10 protein-coding genes are annotated in these 15,215 nt (G+C 74.6%); 5 read left to right on the forward strand and 5 right to left on the reverse strand.

The window, feature by feature from the left end:
* Positions 1–132: 132 nt before the first annotated feature.
* On the reverse strand, positions 133–1,722 hold the full coding sequence (locus ACIP37_RS11020; protein WP_400805270.1) for a lipase maturation factor family protein: 1,590 nt from the start codon (positions 1,720–1,722) through the stop codon (positions 133–135).
* A 235-nt stretch (positions 1,723–1,957) separates the two neighbouring features.
* On the reverse strand, positions 1,958–3,031 hold the full coding sequence (locus ACIP37_RS11025; RefSeq protein ID WP_363579553.1) for a GAF domain-containing protein: 1,074 nt from the start codon (positions 3,029–3,031) through the stop codon (positions 1,958–1,960).
* A gap of 420 nt (positions 3,032–3,451) precedes the next feature.
* On the opposite strand from ACIP37_RS11025, the gene ACIP37_RS11030 reads away from it, so the two are divergent.
* The 5 genes from ACIP37_RS11030 to ACIP37_RS11050 all read left to right on the forward strand — a co-directional run bounded on the left by ACIP37_RS11030 (position 3,452) and on the right by ACIP37_RS11050 (position 8,805).
* Positions 3,452–4,726, forward strand: coding sequence for an acyl-CoA dehydrogenase family protein (locus ACIP37_RS11030; RefSeq protein ID WP_400804726.1), 1,275 nt, complete (start codon positions 3,452–3,454; stop codon positions 4,724–4,726).
* Positions 4,727–5,190: 464 nt separating this feature from the next.
* Complete coding sequence (locus ACIP37_RS11035; RefSeq protein ID WP_400843640.1) at positions 5,191–7,368, forward strand: sensor histidine kinase; 2,178 nt, start codon at positions 5,191–5,193, stop codon at positions 7,366–7,368.
* The gene (locus ACIP37_RS11040; protein WP_360205186.1) at positions 7,368–7,799 is read left to right on the forward strand and encodes a roadblock/LC7 domain-containing protein; all 432 of its coding nucleotides are present in this window, start codon (positions 7,368–7,370) and stop codon (positions 7,797–7,799) included. Before ACIP37_RS11035 ends, ACIP37_RS11040 begins: the two co-directional genes overlap by 1 nt.
* Positions 7,796–8,176: a DUF742 domain-containing protein gene (locus tag ACIP37_RS11045; protein ID WP_363579557.1), complete on the forward strand. Its 381-nt coding sequence runs from the start codon at positions 7,796–7,798 to the stop codon at positions 8,174–8,176. Before ACIP37_RS11040 ends, ACIP37_RS11045 begins: the two co-directional genes overlap by 4 nt.
* A 53-nt stretch (positions 8,177–8,229) precedes the next feature.
* Positions 8,230–8,805, forward strand: a complete 576-nt coding sequence (locus tag ACIP37_RS11050; RefSeq protein WP_363579559.1) for an ATP/GTP-binding protein — start codon at positions 8,230–8,232, stop codon at positions 8,803–8,805.
* Positions 8,806–8,950: 145 nt separating this feature from the next.
* Here the strand turns inward: ACIP37_RS11050 and ACIP37_RS11055 are convergent, their stop codons facing one another.
* From ACIP37_RS11055 to ACIP37_RS11065, 3 genes are all read right to left on the reverse strand, one after another.
* Positions 8,951–9,430: a MarR family transcriptional regulator gene (locus ACIP37_RS11055; protein ID WP_363579560.1), complete on the reverse strand. Its 480-nt coding sequence runs from the start codon at positions 9,428–9,430 to the stop codon at positions 8,951–8,953.
* Positions 9,431–9,530: 100 nt separating this feature from the next.
* Positions 9,531–11,462: a hypothetical protein gene (locus tag ACIP37_RS11060; protein ID WP_400804717.1), complete on the reverse strand. Its 1,932-nt coding sequence runs from the start codon at positions 11,460–11,462 to the stop codon at positions 9,531–9,533.
* Entirely contained in the window at positions 11,459–15,214 is a 3,756-nt protein-coding gene (locus tag ACIP37_RS11065) for a DUF5682 family protein (protein WP_400804713.1), read from the reverse strand. The genes ACIP37_RS11060 and ACIP37_RS11065 overlap by 4 nt, the downstream gene beginning before the upstream one ends.
* Position 15,215 lies beyond the last annotated feature (1 nt).

A 15,215-nucleotide genomic window follows, 5' to 3' on the forward strand; every position in this document is an offset into this window, starting at 1 on the left:
CGGGGGCGGGGCTGGGGGGCGCGCGGGCGGGCCGCCGGTTGTGGACGCCCAGAATACGGGTGCCCGTTCGAGCCTTGCACGCACCCACCGCCCGACGGGCCGGTGTCGTGTGCCATACCCCCCGCCTGGCCGCTACCCGGGAGGGCCGCACGGGTGGTGGGACGTTGGGCCGGACGGGTACTGGGGCCCACGGCCGTCGGGCCGGGCGGGCGGGGCCCCCGGGCGGGCCCCGGGCCGCCGCAGCCGGTCCAGCGGGACGGCGCGGAGCCGTCGGCCGAGGGGTGGGCGGTACCCGGCGTGGCCGAGGGAGGTGAGGTCGACCGGCGCGAGGTACTCGTGGAGCGCGGTGCGGTGCCACCATGCGCCGGTTTCCCGCAGTTCGCGCCAACTGGTGAACCGGTAGAGGTAGAGGGTCGCCCGGACGTGGGTCGGCGGGGTGCCGGGAAAGGGGTTGTGGCGCAGCAGGCGGAGGGTGGCGGGATCGCCGGCGAGCAGGCGCGCGACGAAGGGCAGGAACCAGGGGCGGGCGTAGGCGGGTGAGATGCCGGCGAACCACATCAGCCAGTCGAGCCGCAGGTGGTAGGGGGCGTACTGGCGCGGGAGACGGCGCACGTCGCCGGGTTTGCCCTTGAAGCCGTACTCGTGCCAGACGGTGTGCGGGGTGAGGGTCGGTTCGTCGGTGCCTTCGACGACGACCTCCTGGCGGACGCGGCTGATGCTGCCGAAGGCGCCGTAGGTGTTGACGAGGTGCAGCCGGTTGAAGGAGCGGTTCATGGCCTGGCGGCGGGAGACGAGGTTGCGGACCGGCCAGTAGCTCAGGACGGCGACGGCCGCGGTCAGGGCGATCACCAGCGCCTCGAACCAGACGGGCGTGGCGGGGTGGACGCGGGCGTGGACGGGCAGTCCGATGCGGGCCGGGTCGACGGCGGCGAGGGCGAGCGTGATCGTGAGCCAGTTGAGCCAGGCGAAGTTGCCCGAGGCGATCAGCCACAGCTGGGTGGCGACGACGGCGCAGGCGGCGTAGCTCGCGACCGGCTGCGGGAGGAGGAGTCCGACGGGGACGACGAGTTGGACGAAGTGGTTGGCGGCGACCTCGACGCGGTGCAGCGGGTCGGGCAGGTGGTGGAAGAACCAGCTGAGCGGCCCGGGCATGGGCTGGGTCTCGTGGTGGTAGCGCAGGCAGGTGAGGTCGCGCCAGCAGCGGTCACCGCGCAGTTTGATCAGTCCGGCGCCGAACTCGACCCGGAAGACCAGCCAGCGCATCAGCCAGAGCACCAGGGTGGGCGGCGCGGTGTCGGCGTTGCCGAGGAAGGCGGCGAGGAAGCCGGCTTCGAGCAGCAGCGACTCCCAGCCGAAGGAGTACCAGGTCTGTCCGACGTTGACGATCGAGAGGTAGAGCCCCCAGAGCACCGCCCACAGCAGGACGGACGCCCAGAGCGGGACGGCGTCACCGAGTCCGGCGGTCACGGCGGCGGCGAGCGCGGCGCCGCTCCAGGCGACGGCGGCGAAGAAGCGGTCGCTGTAGTGGAGGTGGAACAGTCCGGGCGCGTGGCGGAACGGGACCCGGGCGGTGAAGCGGGGCACCGGCAGCATGCCGTCGCTGCCGATGAGGGCGCGGAACTGTGCGGCGGCGGCGAGGAATCCGATCAGGTAGAGGCCGGCGAGCAGGCGTTGGACGAGCAGTCGGCTCAGCCAGTGGTCGGGGGCGGCGAACCAGTCCATGCGGCCCATGCCTACCATCGGCGGCCGCCGGGCGGGACGCGGCCGGGGTGCGGGCGGGGACGGTTCACCCGCTCGGGCCCGCACCCGGACGGCACCGTGGCGGGGAGCCTCTCCTCGGGGGTGAGAGGCGCCCCGCCACGGTGGCGGGTGGTGCGCGGTGGTGCGGATCGGCGAGCGATGGTGCGGAGGGGGACGGCGACGCCGCACGCGGACGGCGGGTCGGCGGGTCGGCGGCTCAGTTCGGCAGGACGAGTCCGGACTCCCCGGCGATGCCCGGGCGGCCGACGGGGGTGGCGCCGTTCTGTTGGAGCCGGTCGACCAGCAGGGCGGCCAGCGTGCCGAGTTCCTCCTCCGTGCGGGACTGCGCGGTGACGTCCATGCCGACGGTGAGGACACCGTTGACCTGGCCGGTGCGCGCGGCCCGCAGCGGGGTGCAGGTGAAGCTGAAGACCTGCTGGCCGCGCTGGGCGTCGGGGCGGCCTGACTGGATCCGGACGTCGTTGAGGACGGTGCTGCGCCCGGTGTGGTAGGCCTCGACGATGGCCTGCTGGAGGCCGGCGGCGCCGAGCTGCGGGTAGGCCAGGCCGATCGCGCCGTACGCCACCGGGGCGCCGAAGGTGTCGGCGTGCTGGGCGTTGGCGTAGCGGATCTCCTGACCGGGACCGTCGGTCAGCATGATGGGGAACGGGGAGCCGTCGAAGGCGGCGAACATCTCCTGCTGCTGGGCGAGCAGGTTGTCGCGCAGCCGGATCTCGGAGAGCAGCGCCTCGGCGAGGTGCTGGATGTCGCGCAGCCGCTCGCGCCCCCACTGCCGGGGTTCCCGGTCGAGGACGCAGACGGTGCCGATGACGGTGTTGGTGTCGTCGACGAGCGGGGCGCCGAGGTAGGCGCGCACGCCCAGTTCGTCGACGACCGGGTTCCCGGAGAACCGGGGGTAGGCGAGGATGTCGTCGAGCGCGAGGGGGGAGCGCTGGGCGACGACGTGCGGGCAGAAACCGTGACTCAGCGGCATCTGACGGGTGGGGAGGTCGAAGGCGATGCCCCGATCGGCCCAGGAAGCGCCGTCGTCGACCGCGACGTCGTTCGAGTTTGGCGGAATGTAGAGCCCCCGGAACATCTGGCGCTCGTCGTTGATGAAGTTGACCATCGCGATGGGAGCGCGGGTGATGCTGGCGGCCAGGTGGGCGAAGCGGTCGAAGGCCTCGTCCGCGGACGGTTCGTTGAGACCAAGGCTGCGCAGCCTGCGGGTCCGCTCGGACTCCCCGGCGGCACCCGGGAACTGGCCTTGAGTGCTCATCACATCAGTCATGGCGCACATGTAATCAGACATCCGGGCGGTTCGGTGCTCCCGGTCCGGCTCATCACCGTTGCTGATGGACAGTCAAAGCCGCATGTGAGCGGCCGCTCAGCAGGTTGCCGCGGCGGGTCAAGATCACTTCCCACTCAGAGCCATGGCAAAACTCCTCAGCGTAAGGACGGGCCGATTTCCGCCAATTCAAGATCGACTCTGGGTCAGCACAGGAGGCCCATACGACAATGAGCCCTGCCGAAGACACGGGCGGCATTCCCAATCCCCGGGAAGCCGCCCCGAGTTCCGCATGCACCGATTGCGACGGGGCAGTCGGCCGCCACCACCTCGAACCCCCACTCATCCCCGGGGAGCGGCTGGAGCGACTTCGACAGCACGGACGGAGGCACGGCACATCCACTGACACGAGAGGACCCCAGCATGGCGATGGACTACTTCACCGACGAGCGCCACGAGAGTCTCCGAGCGGAGGTCCGGGAGTTCGCGGAGAAGGAGGTACGCCCGCACGTGGCCCGAATGGAGGCCGAACGGACCGTCGAGTTCGAACTGTCGCGGGAGATCGCCCGGCGGGGCTGGATCGGGGTGACCATTCCGCGCGAATTCGGCGGACTGGGGCTGGGGCACCTCGCCAAGACCGTCATCGTGGAGGAACTCGCCCGGGTCAGCGGCGCCATGGGCGCGGTGGCGCAGGCCTCACAGCTCGGTGTCGCCAAGGTCATCCACTTCGGCTCGGACGTCCAGCGGCGCAAGTGGCTGCCGAGGTTCGCCTCAGGCGAGTCGCTGCCGACCATCGCCGTCACGGAGCCGGAGTGCGGCGGCCACGTGCTCGGCATGTCCGGCACCGCCCGCCGCGAGGGCGACCAGTACGTGCTCAACGGCCGCAAGTGGTTCGTCGGCAACTCCCACATCGGCGACGTGCACGGCGTGGTCCTCCGCACCGGCGAGGGCAGCAGGGGCCTGTCCGCGTTCCTGGTCGAGAGCGAGCGCCCCGGCTTCCGCGTCGGCGAACTCGGCTCGCAGAGCGGCCTGCACGGCTTCAGCTTCGGCGAGATCGTCTTCGAGGACTGCCGCATCCCCGTCGGCAACCGGCTGGGCCTGGAGGGCCAGGGCCTGGACGTCGCCTACTCCTCCTCCACCCTCTACGGCCGGCTCAACCTCGCCGCCGTCGCGCTCGGGATCCACACCGCGATCGTCGAGGACACCGCGCGCTTCGCCGAGGAGCGGGTGCTCTACGGCAAGCCGATCAACCGCCTGCCCAACATCGCGCTGAAGCTCGGCGAGATGCAGTCCAGGCTGATGACCGCCAAGCTGGCCGCCTACCACGCCTCGCACCTGCTCGACCACGGCAAGGCCTGCGATGCCGAGCTGATGAACGCCAAACTCATCAACACCGAGTACGCGCTGGACTCCGCGCGCAACGCCATGGAGATCCACGCCGCCCGGGGCCTGCAAACCGAGTTCAGCATCGAGCGCTACCTGCGCGACGCCACCCACGTCTACCCGCCGGCCGGGACCTCGGACGTCCAGCGGCTGCGGCTCGGCCAGGTCGCCTGCGGCACCTACGGCAAGCAGTGGTCGGCGGAGCTGTCCGACCTGGCGAGCTGGGCGTGGACCGAACTGTCCCAGCGGGAGGCCGCAGTGGAGCTTCAGGCCATCGGCGGCGGGCAGGTGGTACCGATACCGCTGGCGGGCTGAACCGGCGCTGCGCACCGACGGACCTGTACACCGACCGACCTGCGCACCGGCGGACCGGCGGACCGGACTGTCGGACGAGGGCGAACGTTCGGCGCGGCGGTGAATTGACCTGTTCCTGACGACTCTCCGGGAGGTTCTCCCGGCCCCCGGAGAGCCGTCCGCGCACCGCCCACGCGCCGCCCGCGGCCGACGTGAGCTGCGACGTTCCGCCGGCGGACACTCCTTCCGGGCACCTCCGCCATCGCCATCACCCGCCCACATATCGTCAGTTGATGTTGCGATGAGGGCACTTGGGACTGATACCGTTCCTGCCGTCGGCGGCCGTGCTGCACCCCCGCCCGGGCGATGACACCGCGTCACCCCGTCCGGCCACCCCGGCCGTGGCGCCCTGAAGCCCCGGCCGGACCTCGTTCAGGCCGACCCGCCGTTCGGCCCAGCGACTCGGCCCTGCAACAAGGAATCAGATGCCAGGCATATCGGCCCCCCGCACGGCCCACCGCGCCGGCCGGTCCGGCTCGCTCCGCAGCTCGCTCCTCGCCCTCGTCCTGGTCCCCAGCCTGGGCCTCGCCGCCGCCTGGGGCTACGCCGCCTACCTGCTGCGCGGCGCCGAACACCGCACCACCGTGATCGCCGGAAGCGCCGTCGTCGCCCTGGTCCTGCTGATCAGCCTGGTCCACGGCATCCGGACCGCGCGAACCCTGTCCGCCCGCCTCGGCGCACTGCGCGCCGACACCCTCGCGCTCGCCCAGGACGAGATCCCCGAGGTCGTCGGGCGGCTGCGCGCCGGGGAGCCCGTGCCCACACCGCCCGCCTGGTCGCCGTCCCGCCGGACCGGCGACGAGGTCCAGCAGACCTCCGACGGCCTCGCCGCCGTCCGCCAGGCAGCCGTCGCCGCCATCATCCACCAGGCCCAGGGCCGCGAGGGGACGAAGAAGGTCTTCCTCAACATCGCCCGCCGCACCCAGATCCTGATCCACCGGCAGATCAGCATGCTCGACGCCCTGGAGCGCGAGCACGAGGAACCCGAGCTGCTGCGCGAACTGTTCGCGGTCGACCACCTCGCCACCCGGATGCGGCGCAACGCCGAGAACCTCGTCATCCTCGGCGGCGCCCTGCCCGCCCGGCGCTGGCGCAACGCCGTGCCCATGGTCAACGTGCTGCGCAGTGCCGTCTCCGAGACCGAGAACTACGCCCGCGTCGTCGTCCAGGGCGTGCCGCGCGCCTCACTCAGCGGACAGGCCGTCGCAGACGTCATCCACCTGATCGCCGAACTCATCGAGAACGGCACCACCTTCTCCCCGCCGTACACCCAGGTGCAGGTCTCCGCGCAGGAAGTCCCCAAGGGCCTGGTGGTCGAGGTCGAGGACCGCGGCCTCGGCATGGGCGAGGACGAGTACGAGCGGCTCAACGACTACCTGGCCAACCCGCCCGAGCTGGACGTCTCCGCCCTCGGCGACGACCTGCGCCTCGGCCTGTTCGTCGTCGCACGGCTGGCCGCCCGGCACGACATCCAGGTCACCCTGCGGCCCTCGCCCTACGGCGGCACCCGGGCCGTGGTGCTGGTGCCGTCGGTGCTGCTGGAGCGGGCCGAACAGCCGGCCGCCATGGCCGGGCTGCCGTCCGGCGCGCGGGTCACCCGGACCCCCGTCCCCGAGCCCCTGCGGGCGGCGGGCGGCAACGACCCCGGCGGTCCGGACGGGGGGCTGACCGGCGCGCTCGCCGGAGTGCTCGGCGGGCTGATCGGCACCGGACCGGGCGCTCCGGCGCCCGGGGCCGAGCCGGGTGCGCCCGGCGGGCCCGGCGAGCCCGGGGCTGGTGGTGTCGCCGGCGGCCTGGTGGCGCCTGGCGTTCCCGGAGCTCCTGGTGTTCCCGGCGCGCCTGGCGTTCCCGGTGTGCCCGGTGTGGGTGGTGTGCCCGGTGCGGGTGGCAGCGGTGTGATCATCGGCGAACTGCTCGCCCAGTACCCCCTGGAGGGCGGCCCGGCCGGGGGAGCCGCCCCCGGCCCGGCCAACGGCGGTCTGCCGGTCGGTGCCGAGATACCCGGACTGCCCGGGGCCGTGGTCGTCCCCCGGCCCGTTCTCCCGCGCCCGTACGAGGCCCCGTCCGACAGTTCGCCCGGTGAGCCGTCGGCCGACGGCCGTGCTGCGGACGTGCCGGCCGGAACCACGGCCGGGACCACGGCCGGGCCCTTCTACGGTGCCACCGCCGAGCCCCCTGCGCCCGCGCACGAACGCGCCCAGGAGGAGCAGTTGAACCACGGACCGGACGGCGAACTGCGCACCCCGCGGGTCCTGCCGCAGCGGGTCCGCAACGCCAGCCTCGCCGAACAGCTCCGCGAGGCCCACGCTCCCGGCGCCGTGCCGCCCCCCGTGGTCGGCCCGCCGACCCAGGCCGGGCCCTGGCACGGAGCCGCCGGGGCCACCGGAGAAACCGGGGCCGCCAGGGCCGACGACCCGTCGCCACAGCGATCCCGCACCACCATGGCCGCCATCCAGCGCGGCACCCGGACCGCCCGCGCGGCCGACCCCGACGCGCCGACCAGCCCCACCGCCCCCCAGGCGCCCGCCGCGCCCCACTTCCCGGCCGCACCTTCCGCCGCCCGGGAAGCCTCCGCCGTTCAGGAAGCCAAGGAACAGCAGTGATGACGCAGCACACCGACACCCAGCGCGACCTCAACTGGCTGCTGGACCAGCTGGTGGCGCGGGTACCCGAGACCCGGCACGCCATCGTCCTCTCCGAGGACGGCCTGCTGGTCGGCATGTCCCAGGGTCTCGACCGGGCCGACGCCGAACACCTCTCCGCCGTCGCCTCCGGCCTGCAGAGCCTCGCCCGCGGCGCCGGCCACCGCTTCAACGGCGGCCGGGTCCGGCAGACCGTGGTCGAGATGGACCAGCTGTTCCTGTTCGTCACCACCGCCGGGCAGGGCGCCCGGCTCGCCGTCCTCACCAGCGAGCAGGTGGACGCCGGGCTGATGGCCTACGAGATCAACATGCTGGTCAAGCAGGTCGGCCAGTACCTCACCGCGGCGCCGCGCAGCGACGCAGGCCAGGCCGGCGCGGGCGGCGGTGCGTGACCGCCGACGCCGACGAGGCCTGGTTCTACGACAAGGACGCAGGCCATCTGGTCCGCCCCTACGCGATCACCAACGGGCGCACCGGCCCGGTCCGTGACGGATTCGCGCTGATCACCCTGGTGGTCACCTCCGACCCGCGCACCGACACCAGCCGGCTCACGCCCGAACCGGCCGCGATCCTCGACCTGTGCCGCGAACGCCCGCTGGCCGTGGCCGAGATCGCGGCCACCCTCGACCTGCCGGTCAGCGTCGTCAAGGTGCTGCTCGACGACCTCGCCGAGGCCCGGCTGATCCTCACCCGCGCCCCGGTCCAGCTCGCCGAGGCGCCGGACATCTCGCTGATCCAGGCCGTGATCGAGGGCGTCCGCCGGCTCTGACCCTGCGGACCCGACCGCCCCGCACCTCTCAGTCCCACTCCAGGAGAACCGAATTGACGACCCAGAGCCTGGTGCCGGGCGCGGTCAAGATCCTCGTCGCCGGCGGCTTCGGCGTCGGCAAGACCACCATGGTCGGCTCGGTCAGCGAGATCGAACCGCTGCAGACCGAGGAGCGGATGACCCGCGCCAGCATCGGGGTCGACAGCCTCGACGGCGTCCAGGGCAAGTCCACCACCACCGTGGCGATGGACTTCGGCCGGATCACCGTCCGCGAGGACCTGGTGCTCTACCTGTTCGGCACACCCGGCCAGTTCCGGTTCTGGTTCATGTGGGACGACCTCGCGCTCGGCGCCCTCGGGGCGATCGTCCTCGCCGACACCCGGCGGCTCGAATCCAGCTTCGCCGCCGTGGACTTCTTCGAGCAGCGCGGCATCCCGTTCGCGATCGGCGTCAACTGCTTCCACGGCCGCCGCGACGCCAGCCCCGAGGACGTCCGGCGCGCCCTCGACCTCGACCCCGAGGTCCCGATCGTGCTCTGCGACGTGCGGGAACGGGCGTCCAGCAAGGAGCTGCTGCTCGCCTTGCTCGACCAGGTGCACCGCAACGCCCTGTCCGCCGGGCGGCGTTGAGCGTCCGGTCCGTACGGGCTTGCCGGCTTGCCGGGGCCGGCGCCGACCTTGATGTCGGGGTCGGGGTCGGGGGCCAGGTCGGGGTCGGGGGCCAGGTCGGGGTCGGGGGTCAGGTCAGGGCCGGGGTTCAGGCGTTGGCCAGGGTTCAGGCGTTGGCCGGAGTGCGGCCGGTGAGCCCGGCCGGGTCGTCGAGTCCGGAGAGCGCGTGGACCAGCGGTGCCAGCTCCGGCACCTCGGCGGCCTGCGCCAGCGTCGCCTCCAGGGTGGCGTCGTGCACCGGGCGGGCGGACGTCAGCAGGGTGCGGCCCTCCGGCGTCAGCTCGGTGTAGATCCCGCGCCGGTCGTCGGCGCAGAGGTAGCGGCTGAGCAGCCCACGGTCCTCCAGCCTGGTCACCAGGCGGGTCGTCGCGCTGCTGCTCAGCGCCGCGGCGCGGGCCAGCTGCTGCATCCGCATGTGCCACCCGTCCTGCCGCGACAGGGCGTCCAGCACCGTGTACTCGACCACCGAGAGCCGGTGCTCCGCCTGCAGCGCCTTCTCCAGCGCCGCGTCGATCAGCCCGTGCAGCGCGGCGAGAGTTCGCCAGCCACGGGCCCGGACCTCGGCCGCGTCGTCGCGGATACCCATAGCTCGCCTTCCCTTCCACGTCCCTGCACGTCTCGCGACGTCTTCCCTGCGACAAGTATGCCAGCCGACGCGGATTAGCTGTCTATGCAAATAGTTTTCCTTATACCTCCCCCCGATGCCGGTCCAGAGCGGGCTCCCCTGCCCAGGCGGCGGCGCAGAGCGCGGCGGCCAGCTCCTCCGTGTAGCAGGCGGCCGCCAGCCAGGACCCGGCGAAGGCGTCGTGGTCGTCCGGGACCACCCGGCCGAACACGTCGCGGCGCCGGTCGGCCGCGGCGGCCCGCAGGGCGTCCAGGAGCTCGGCGGCCGTCACCAGCCCTGCGGCGCGCAGCAGGCTCCCGTCGCCGGCCGCCGTGGCCGCGCTCGGGGCCAGGGCGTGGCGCCCCGTGGTGACCGCCTGCTCGACCCGGCGGCCGAGCACGTGGACGGGTGGAGCGTAAGGGGCCTCGTTCGGGAGACCGGCCGGGAAGCCGGGCCCGGCATCGGCGGGTGCGGCGGTCCGGAGGTCGGCGGTCTGGAGGCGTTCGAGGCCGAGATTGACCCGGTCGGCCCGGTCCGCGGGGACGGCGAGCGAGGGAAGGCCGGGGATCTCGGGGGCCATCGAGGGCTCCGGGGGTGTACCGATCGCGAGCAGGCGAAGCTCCGGCCGGTCCGATCGCTCCAGACGGCCGATCACCCGCAGCCGCAGGCCGGGCGCGGTGGCGAGCAGTGCGAGGTTCGCCCGGAAGGCCAGCCCCGGGTGCTCGTGCCCCGTGCACAGACCGACCACCAAGCCGCCGTCGGCGCCGTCGGCACCGCCCTCGCAGCGCGCCAGCAGCCTCGGCGCCCCGCCCGGGCCGGCCGGAGCCGGGCCCAGCAGAGTCACGTCCAGGAACAGCAGGTCGCTCCCGGCCGGACGGCCCTCGTACGGCAGCGGCTCCGCCGCGAGCGCCCGCGCCACCTGGGCGGCCGCCGGTTCGGCCCAGAGCGCGGCCACCGGCTCCGCCGTCCACGCCGCGCCCGCCGCCCGAACCGCCCGGACGGAAGCACCCGCGCCCAGCCGCCCGGCGGCGGACCGGGTGGCGCCCTGGACGGCCAGCCCGGCGCGGCTGAACTCCCGGTGGCTGAGCGGGGCCTCCCCCAGCCGGACCGTCCGGTTGCCCGCACCGACCGCCTGCGGGGCCGCGTCCGCCGCATCACCGTGCGGCATCACCTCGGCCACCGTGCTGAGCCGCCCCCCGGCGTCCACCGCCCAACTCACCACTCCCGCATGCGTGGCCGTCAGCACCGGCTCGGCGAAGAGCCCGTACAGCCGCAACCCGCCCTCCTCGCCGTACGCCTGGCGGGCGGTGCCGCGCAGCTCGGAGACCGGGCCGCAGCCGGTGCTCAGAGCGGTGGTCAGGTCCAGCAGCTCACGCAGACCGGCCACCAGGTCCGCCAGCCGGTGGTCCGGCGCCCCGGACCGGGCCGCGCGTACCCTCGTCACCACCGCGACCGCCGCCGCGGCCGGGCGGTACAACCCCGCCAGCCGCGCCCGGTGGGCCGCCCGCAACAGCTCGGCCTGCACGACCGCCCCCGCGCCGCTCACCCCGGCGGCCAGCACGGCACACCCGGCCCGGTGGAGATGATGGGCCGCCGCCACCTCCACCGGGGTGGGCCCGGCCTCGGGCTGCGCCTCCTCCGAGGACGCTGGGGCGGCCTCGGTCGGCGTGACCTCCTCGGTCTCCTCGGTCTCCTCGGCCAGCTCGGCCAGCTCGGCCAACGGGCAGAGCGTGACCGCAGCGGCCCGGTGCACGCAGGCCGGGGCCAGCAGGCAGCCGCAGCGCACGTCGGCCGCATCCGCGACCACCGCGCCCGGGGCGTGCAGCACGAGCGCCGTCTCCTCGTCCACCTCCACCCGCCACTCGTCGCCGCAACGGATCACCGGCCGCTCCGCCAGCTTCGCCGCCGCGCCGTCCAGCCGCTTCTGCAACCGGGCGCTCAACCCGGCCACCACCTCCGCGACCACCTCCGGCCGGACCACCGGCCAGCCGCTCGTCCGCTCCGTCACACTCATCGCACCTTCTCCCCCACCCAGCGGGCCAGTTCCAGCGGACTCAACGCCGCCACGGGCATGCCGGCCGCGACCAGCTGGCCCGCGACCGCCTTCGAATAGCGGGCCGTCCCCGTGTCGTCCAGCGCCGCGCAACCGAGCAGGTGCACACCGGAATCCACCAGTGCCCGGGTCTGGGCCAGCAGCCCGCCCACCGGACCGCCCTCCTCGAAGTCGCTGACCACCACGACCAGCGTCCGGGACGGCACCGTCACCAGCTTCCGCGCGTACCGCAGGCCGCCCGCGATGCTGGTGCCACCACCGATCCGCACCTCCAGCAGCACACTCAGCGGATCCTCCACCCGCTCGGTCAGGTCGACGATCTCGGTGGAGAACGCCACGAAGTGGGTGCTCAGCGAAGGCACTCCGGCCAGGATCGACGCCGTCAGCGCCGCCCAGACCGTCGACGCCTCCATCGACCCGGAGACGTCCACGACCAGGATCAGCCGCCAGTCGGCCGACTGCCGGGCCCTGGTCCGGAACACCGGGCGCTCGGGCACGATGAGCGTGCCGCCGTCCCCCGACGGGCGGGCCGTGGCGAGATTGGCGCGAATGGTCCGGTCCAGGTCCAGTCCGCCACCCGGCCGACGCGTCGGACGCGGCACGCTGATCCCGGTCAGCGCCGGACGCAGCCTGGTCGCCAACGCGCGCGTCAGCTCGTCCACCAGACGCCGCACCAGCGGACGCAGCCGCGCCACCCTCGCCTCCGGCAGGCCGCCCGCATGCTCCAACACCGTGCGCAGCAAGTCGACCGACGGGCGGACGGCGCCCGGCTCGATCGCCTCCAGGACGTCCGTCCGGCCCTGCGCCACGGCGGCCGCCAGCACCTCCTCCCGAACGCCCGGCCCGAACAGCGCCGACAGTTCCTCGGCCCACTCCCGTACCCCCGGAAAGGGCGCCTCGCGGCCTCCTCGCCCGGACCGCCCGTCCAGGCCCGGGCCGGAGCCCTCGCCTCGCCCGCTGCCGTACAACTCGTCCAGGGCGGTGGCGAGTCGGGCGCAACGCCCGTTCAGGCCACCGCTGCCGGGGCGGCCGAGGAGCAGCCGCCAGCGCTCGGCCGTCGCGAGGGCGTGCCGCGTGGCGACGGGTGCGGAAGGGAGAGGGCCGACGTGGTGCGGAGGCTCGGGCACCGGGTCGTCCCCGGGCGCCGGCAGCAGGCCGCGCCGGGCCAGCGCCGCGCGGGCGGCCAGATCCGCGCGGACCCAGCCGGCCACCACCGCCGGTGGGACGTCCTCGGGCAGGCTCGCGAGCCGGGTGCCCAGACGTTCCTCGACCAGGACCAGCAATCGGTCCCGGGCGGCCGGACTGAGCGCGTCGAAGCCGCCGCGCAACGCCGGCAGCCGGTCCAGGAAGGCGGCGTCGGGCAGCGAGGTGATCCGCTCCAGCACGGGCTCCAGCGCCTCCGGTGCGGCGGCGAACAGCCCCTCCGCCGCCGTCAGCAGGCCGACCAGCCCCCGACCGAGCGCGTGCCGGGCCTCCGGACCGGTCGCCCCGTCCACCCACGAAGCCGCCCGCCCGCCCAGCACCTCCGCCCGCTCCCGGCCCAGCAGCACCCGCACCGCTCCGACCGCACCTCGCACCAACGGACTCCCCCGGTCCGCGAGTTCGGCCAGCACGTGCCCCAGCCGCAACCCGCCGTCCAGGTCCGCCCGCCGCGCCAGCTCCACCAGTGCCCGCGCATCCGCCGGATCGTCCGACCCGCCCAGCCCCTCCAGCTGCCGTACGGCCGCCACGGTCAACACCTCGCCCACCGCCCCCAACCGCCCCGCCCGCACGGCCGACGACCCGCCCGCATCGGGTGCATCGGGTGCATCGGGTGCATCGGGTGCATCGGGCAACGGTGCGGAGCCGTCGGAGCCGTCGGGGGTGTCGGGTGAGGGGTATCCCGGGAGGTGGCCGGCGGCGAGGCGGTCGAGGAGGGCCAGGGCGTCGAGGAGTTCGGGGAGGGTGCCGGAGGACGGGAGGACGGCGGCGAGTTGGGTGAGGCGGGTGTCGGCGAGGGCCGGGAGGCCGCAGGCGGCCGCGTCGGTGAGGCCTTGGAGGACCTCGCGGGCGGTGGGACCGTCGGCCTGCTGTTCTCGGCGGAGGCGTTCGCGCAGGGTGCCTTCGGCGGCCTGCGCGGGAGTGACGCCCCGGGTGCCCGCGACGGTGAGCATCGCGGCAGTGGCCGGGGTCCAGTGGAGGCTCCAGCGCGTGCCGATGGTTTCGGTGCCGCCCGCGCCGGTGGTGGTGACGGGGTCGGCATAGGGGACCCCGCAGGTGGTGAGGCGGTGGAGGAGGATCTCGCGGCGGCGGTCGAGGGGGGTGCGCAGCGGGTCGAGGCGGAGTTCGCGGGGCTCGGGGTCGGCGGGGCCGGGGAGGCCGAGGTCGGCGAGGAGGGTTTCGACGGCGGGGGCGAGCCCGCTGCGCGGGGCCGCGGGGGTGGCGCGGCCGGTTCGGGTGCCGACCAGGACGCGTTCGAGCGCCCGGGCGACGGCCCGGCCGCGGCCGAGGGGTTCGCCTTGGGCGAGGACGGTCTGGACGGCTTCGACGAGTTCGCCGCGGCCGGGGGCCGCGTGGCCGCGCAGGCGGGCGAGGTCTCCGGCGAGGCGGACGATCTCGCGGGCGTCGGCCGGGCCGGAGGGGTGGTCCTGGCTGCGCAGTGCCTCGCAGATCCGGACGGCGGTGGTGGTGAGGGCCAGGGTGAGGCGGTCGGGGTCGCCGCCGGCGTCGAGGACGGTGTGCTGCCACTCGGGATCGCGGATGCCCGCCGGATAGCCGGAGCGGGCGTCGAGCAGCGGGTACGTGTAGGGGATCAGGGAGAGGGCGTGCCCGAGGTCGTCCGGGTGCGGCGGTTCCTCGGTGGCGGCGGGCCCGTCGAGCAGGGCGGGCGCGTGGAAGGCACCGACGACGGCGGCGACCCGGCGCCCGTCGGCCGCCGCGGCCCGGATCCGGGCCCGCATCCAGGCTTCGCGCCGCAGGTCGTACGGGTCGACGCCGGAGCCGGTCTCGGCGTCGCGGCGCAGCGCCCAGCCGACCAGCAGGGCGGCGCGCCGGACGGCGTCGGGGGTGGAACCGGGGGCTGCGGTCTCGACGAGGCGGTCCCACAGGTCGTCGTCAAAGGCGCGCCCGGTGAGGCGGTGGCGCAGCGCGTCGGCGACGCCGGGGGTGCCTGGGTCGTCGGCGACGGGCTGTTGTTCCCCGTGGAGTGTGGTGCGGTGGGCGAGCGGGAGGTCGCAGGCGAGTGTCTCGACGCCGTTGCGCCGGGCCCAGCGCAGGGCGACCAGCTCCGGGGAGAAGTCGGCGAACGGGTAGAAGGCGAGCCGGCCGGGGCCGGAATCGGCCGCGGTGCCCCGACCGCCCTCGCGGCCGGCCGGGGCGGCCGCGAGGGCGACGGGGGCCTGGGTGGCCTCGTCCGCCAGCCAGCCGAGCCAGGGCTGGAACTCGGCGGGGAGTTCGACCAGCACCACCTCGGGCTTGGCGGCGTCGAGCAGCGCGGGGAGGACCGCGCTGAGCGACGGCGCGTGGTGCCGCACGCCGATCAGGTAGGGCCCGGGCCGGTCGGTGCCGGAGGCCGCCAGTTGGTCGGCCGCGGCCCGGACGGCCTGGCGCGGGTCGTCCAAGCCGTCCAGGCCGTCCAGGTGGTCAGGACCGAGCGGACGGGCGGGGCCGTCCTGGTGGTCGCGGCCGGCCTGGCGATCAGGGCCGGCCGGGGCGGGCGTCACCGTGCTGGTCATG

Origin of the sequence: Kitasatospora sp. NPDC088861 (genome assembly GCF_044750105.1) — a bacterium.
Classification (GTDB): Bacteria; Actinomycetota; Actinomycetes; order Streptomycetales; family Streptomycetaceae; genus Kitasatospora.

Excerpts from the sequence above, each read along its gene's own strand:
- ACIP37_RS11040 (WP_360205186.1), top strand. The coding sequence starts at position 7,368 with ATGACGCAGCACACCGACACCCAGCGCGACCTCAACTGGCTGCTGGAC.
- ACIP37_RS11025 (WP_363579553.1), bottom strand. The coding sequence starts at position 3,031 with ATGACTGATGTGATGAGCACTCAAGGCCAGTTCCCGGGTGCCGCCGGG.
- ACIP37_RS11020 (WP_400805270.1), bottom strand. The coding sequence starts at position 1,722 with ATGGACTGGTTCGCCGCCCCCGACCACTGGCTGAGCCGACTGCTCGTC.
- ACIP37_RS11065 (WP_400804713.1), bottom strand. The coding sequence starts at position 15,214 with ATGACCAGCACGGTGACGCCCGCCCCGGCCGGCCCTGATCGCCAGGCC.
- ACIP37_RS11035 (WP_400843640.1), top strand. The coding sequence starts at position 5,191 with ATGCCAGGCATATCGGCCCCCCGCACGGCCCACCGCGCCGGCCGGTCC.
- ACIP37_RS11060 (WP_400804717.1), bottom strand. The coding sequence starts at position 11,462 with ATGAGTGTGACGGAGCGGACGAGCGGCTGGCCGGTGGTCCGGCCGGAG.
- ACIP37_RS11055 (WP_363579560.1), bottom strand. The coding sequence starts at position 9,430 with ATGGGTATCCGCGACGACGCGGCCGAGGTCCGGGCCCGTGGCTGGCGA.
- ACIP37_RS11030 (WP_400804726.1), top strand. The coding sequence starts at position 3,452 with ATGGCGATGGACTACTTCACCGACGAGCGCCACGAGAGTCTCCGAGCG.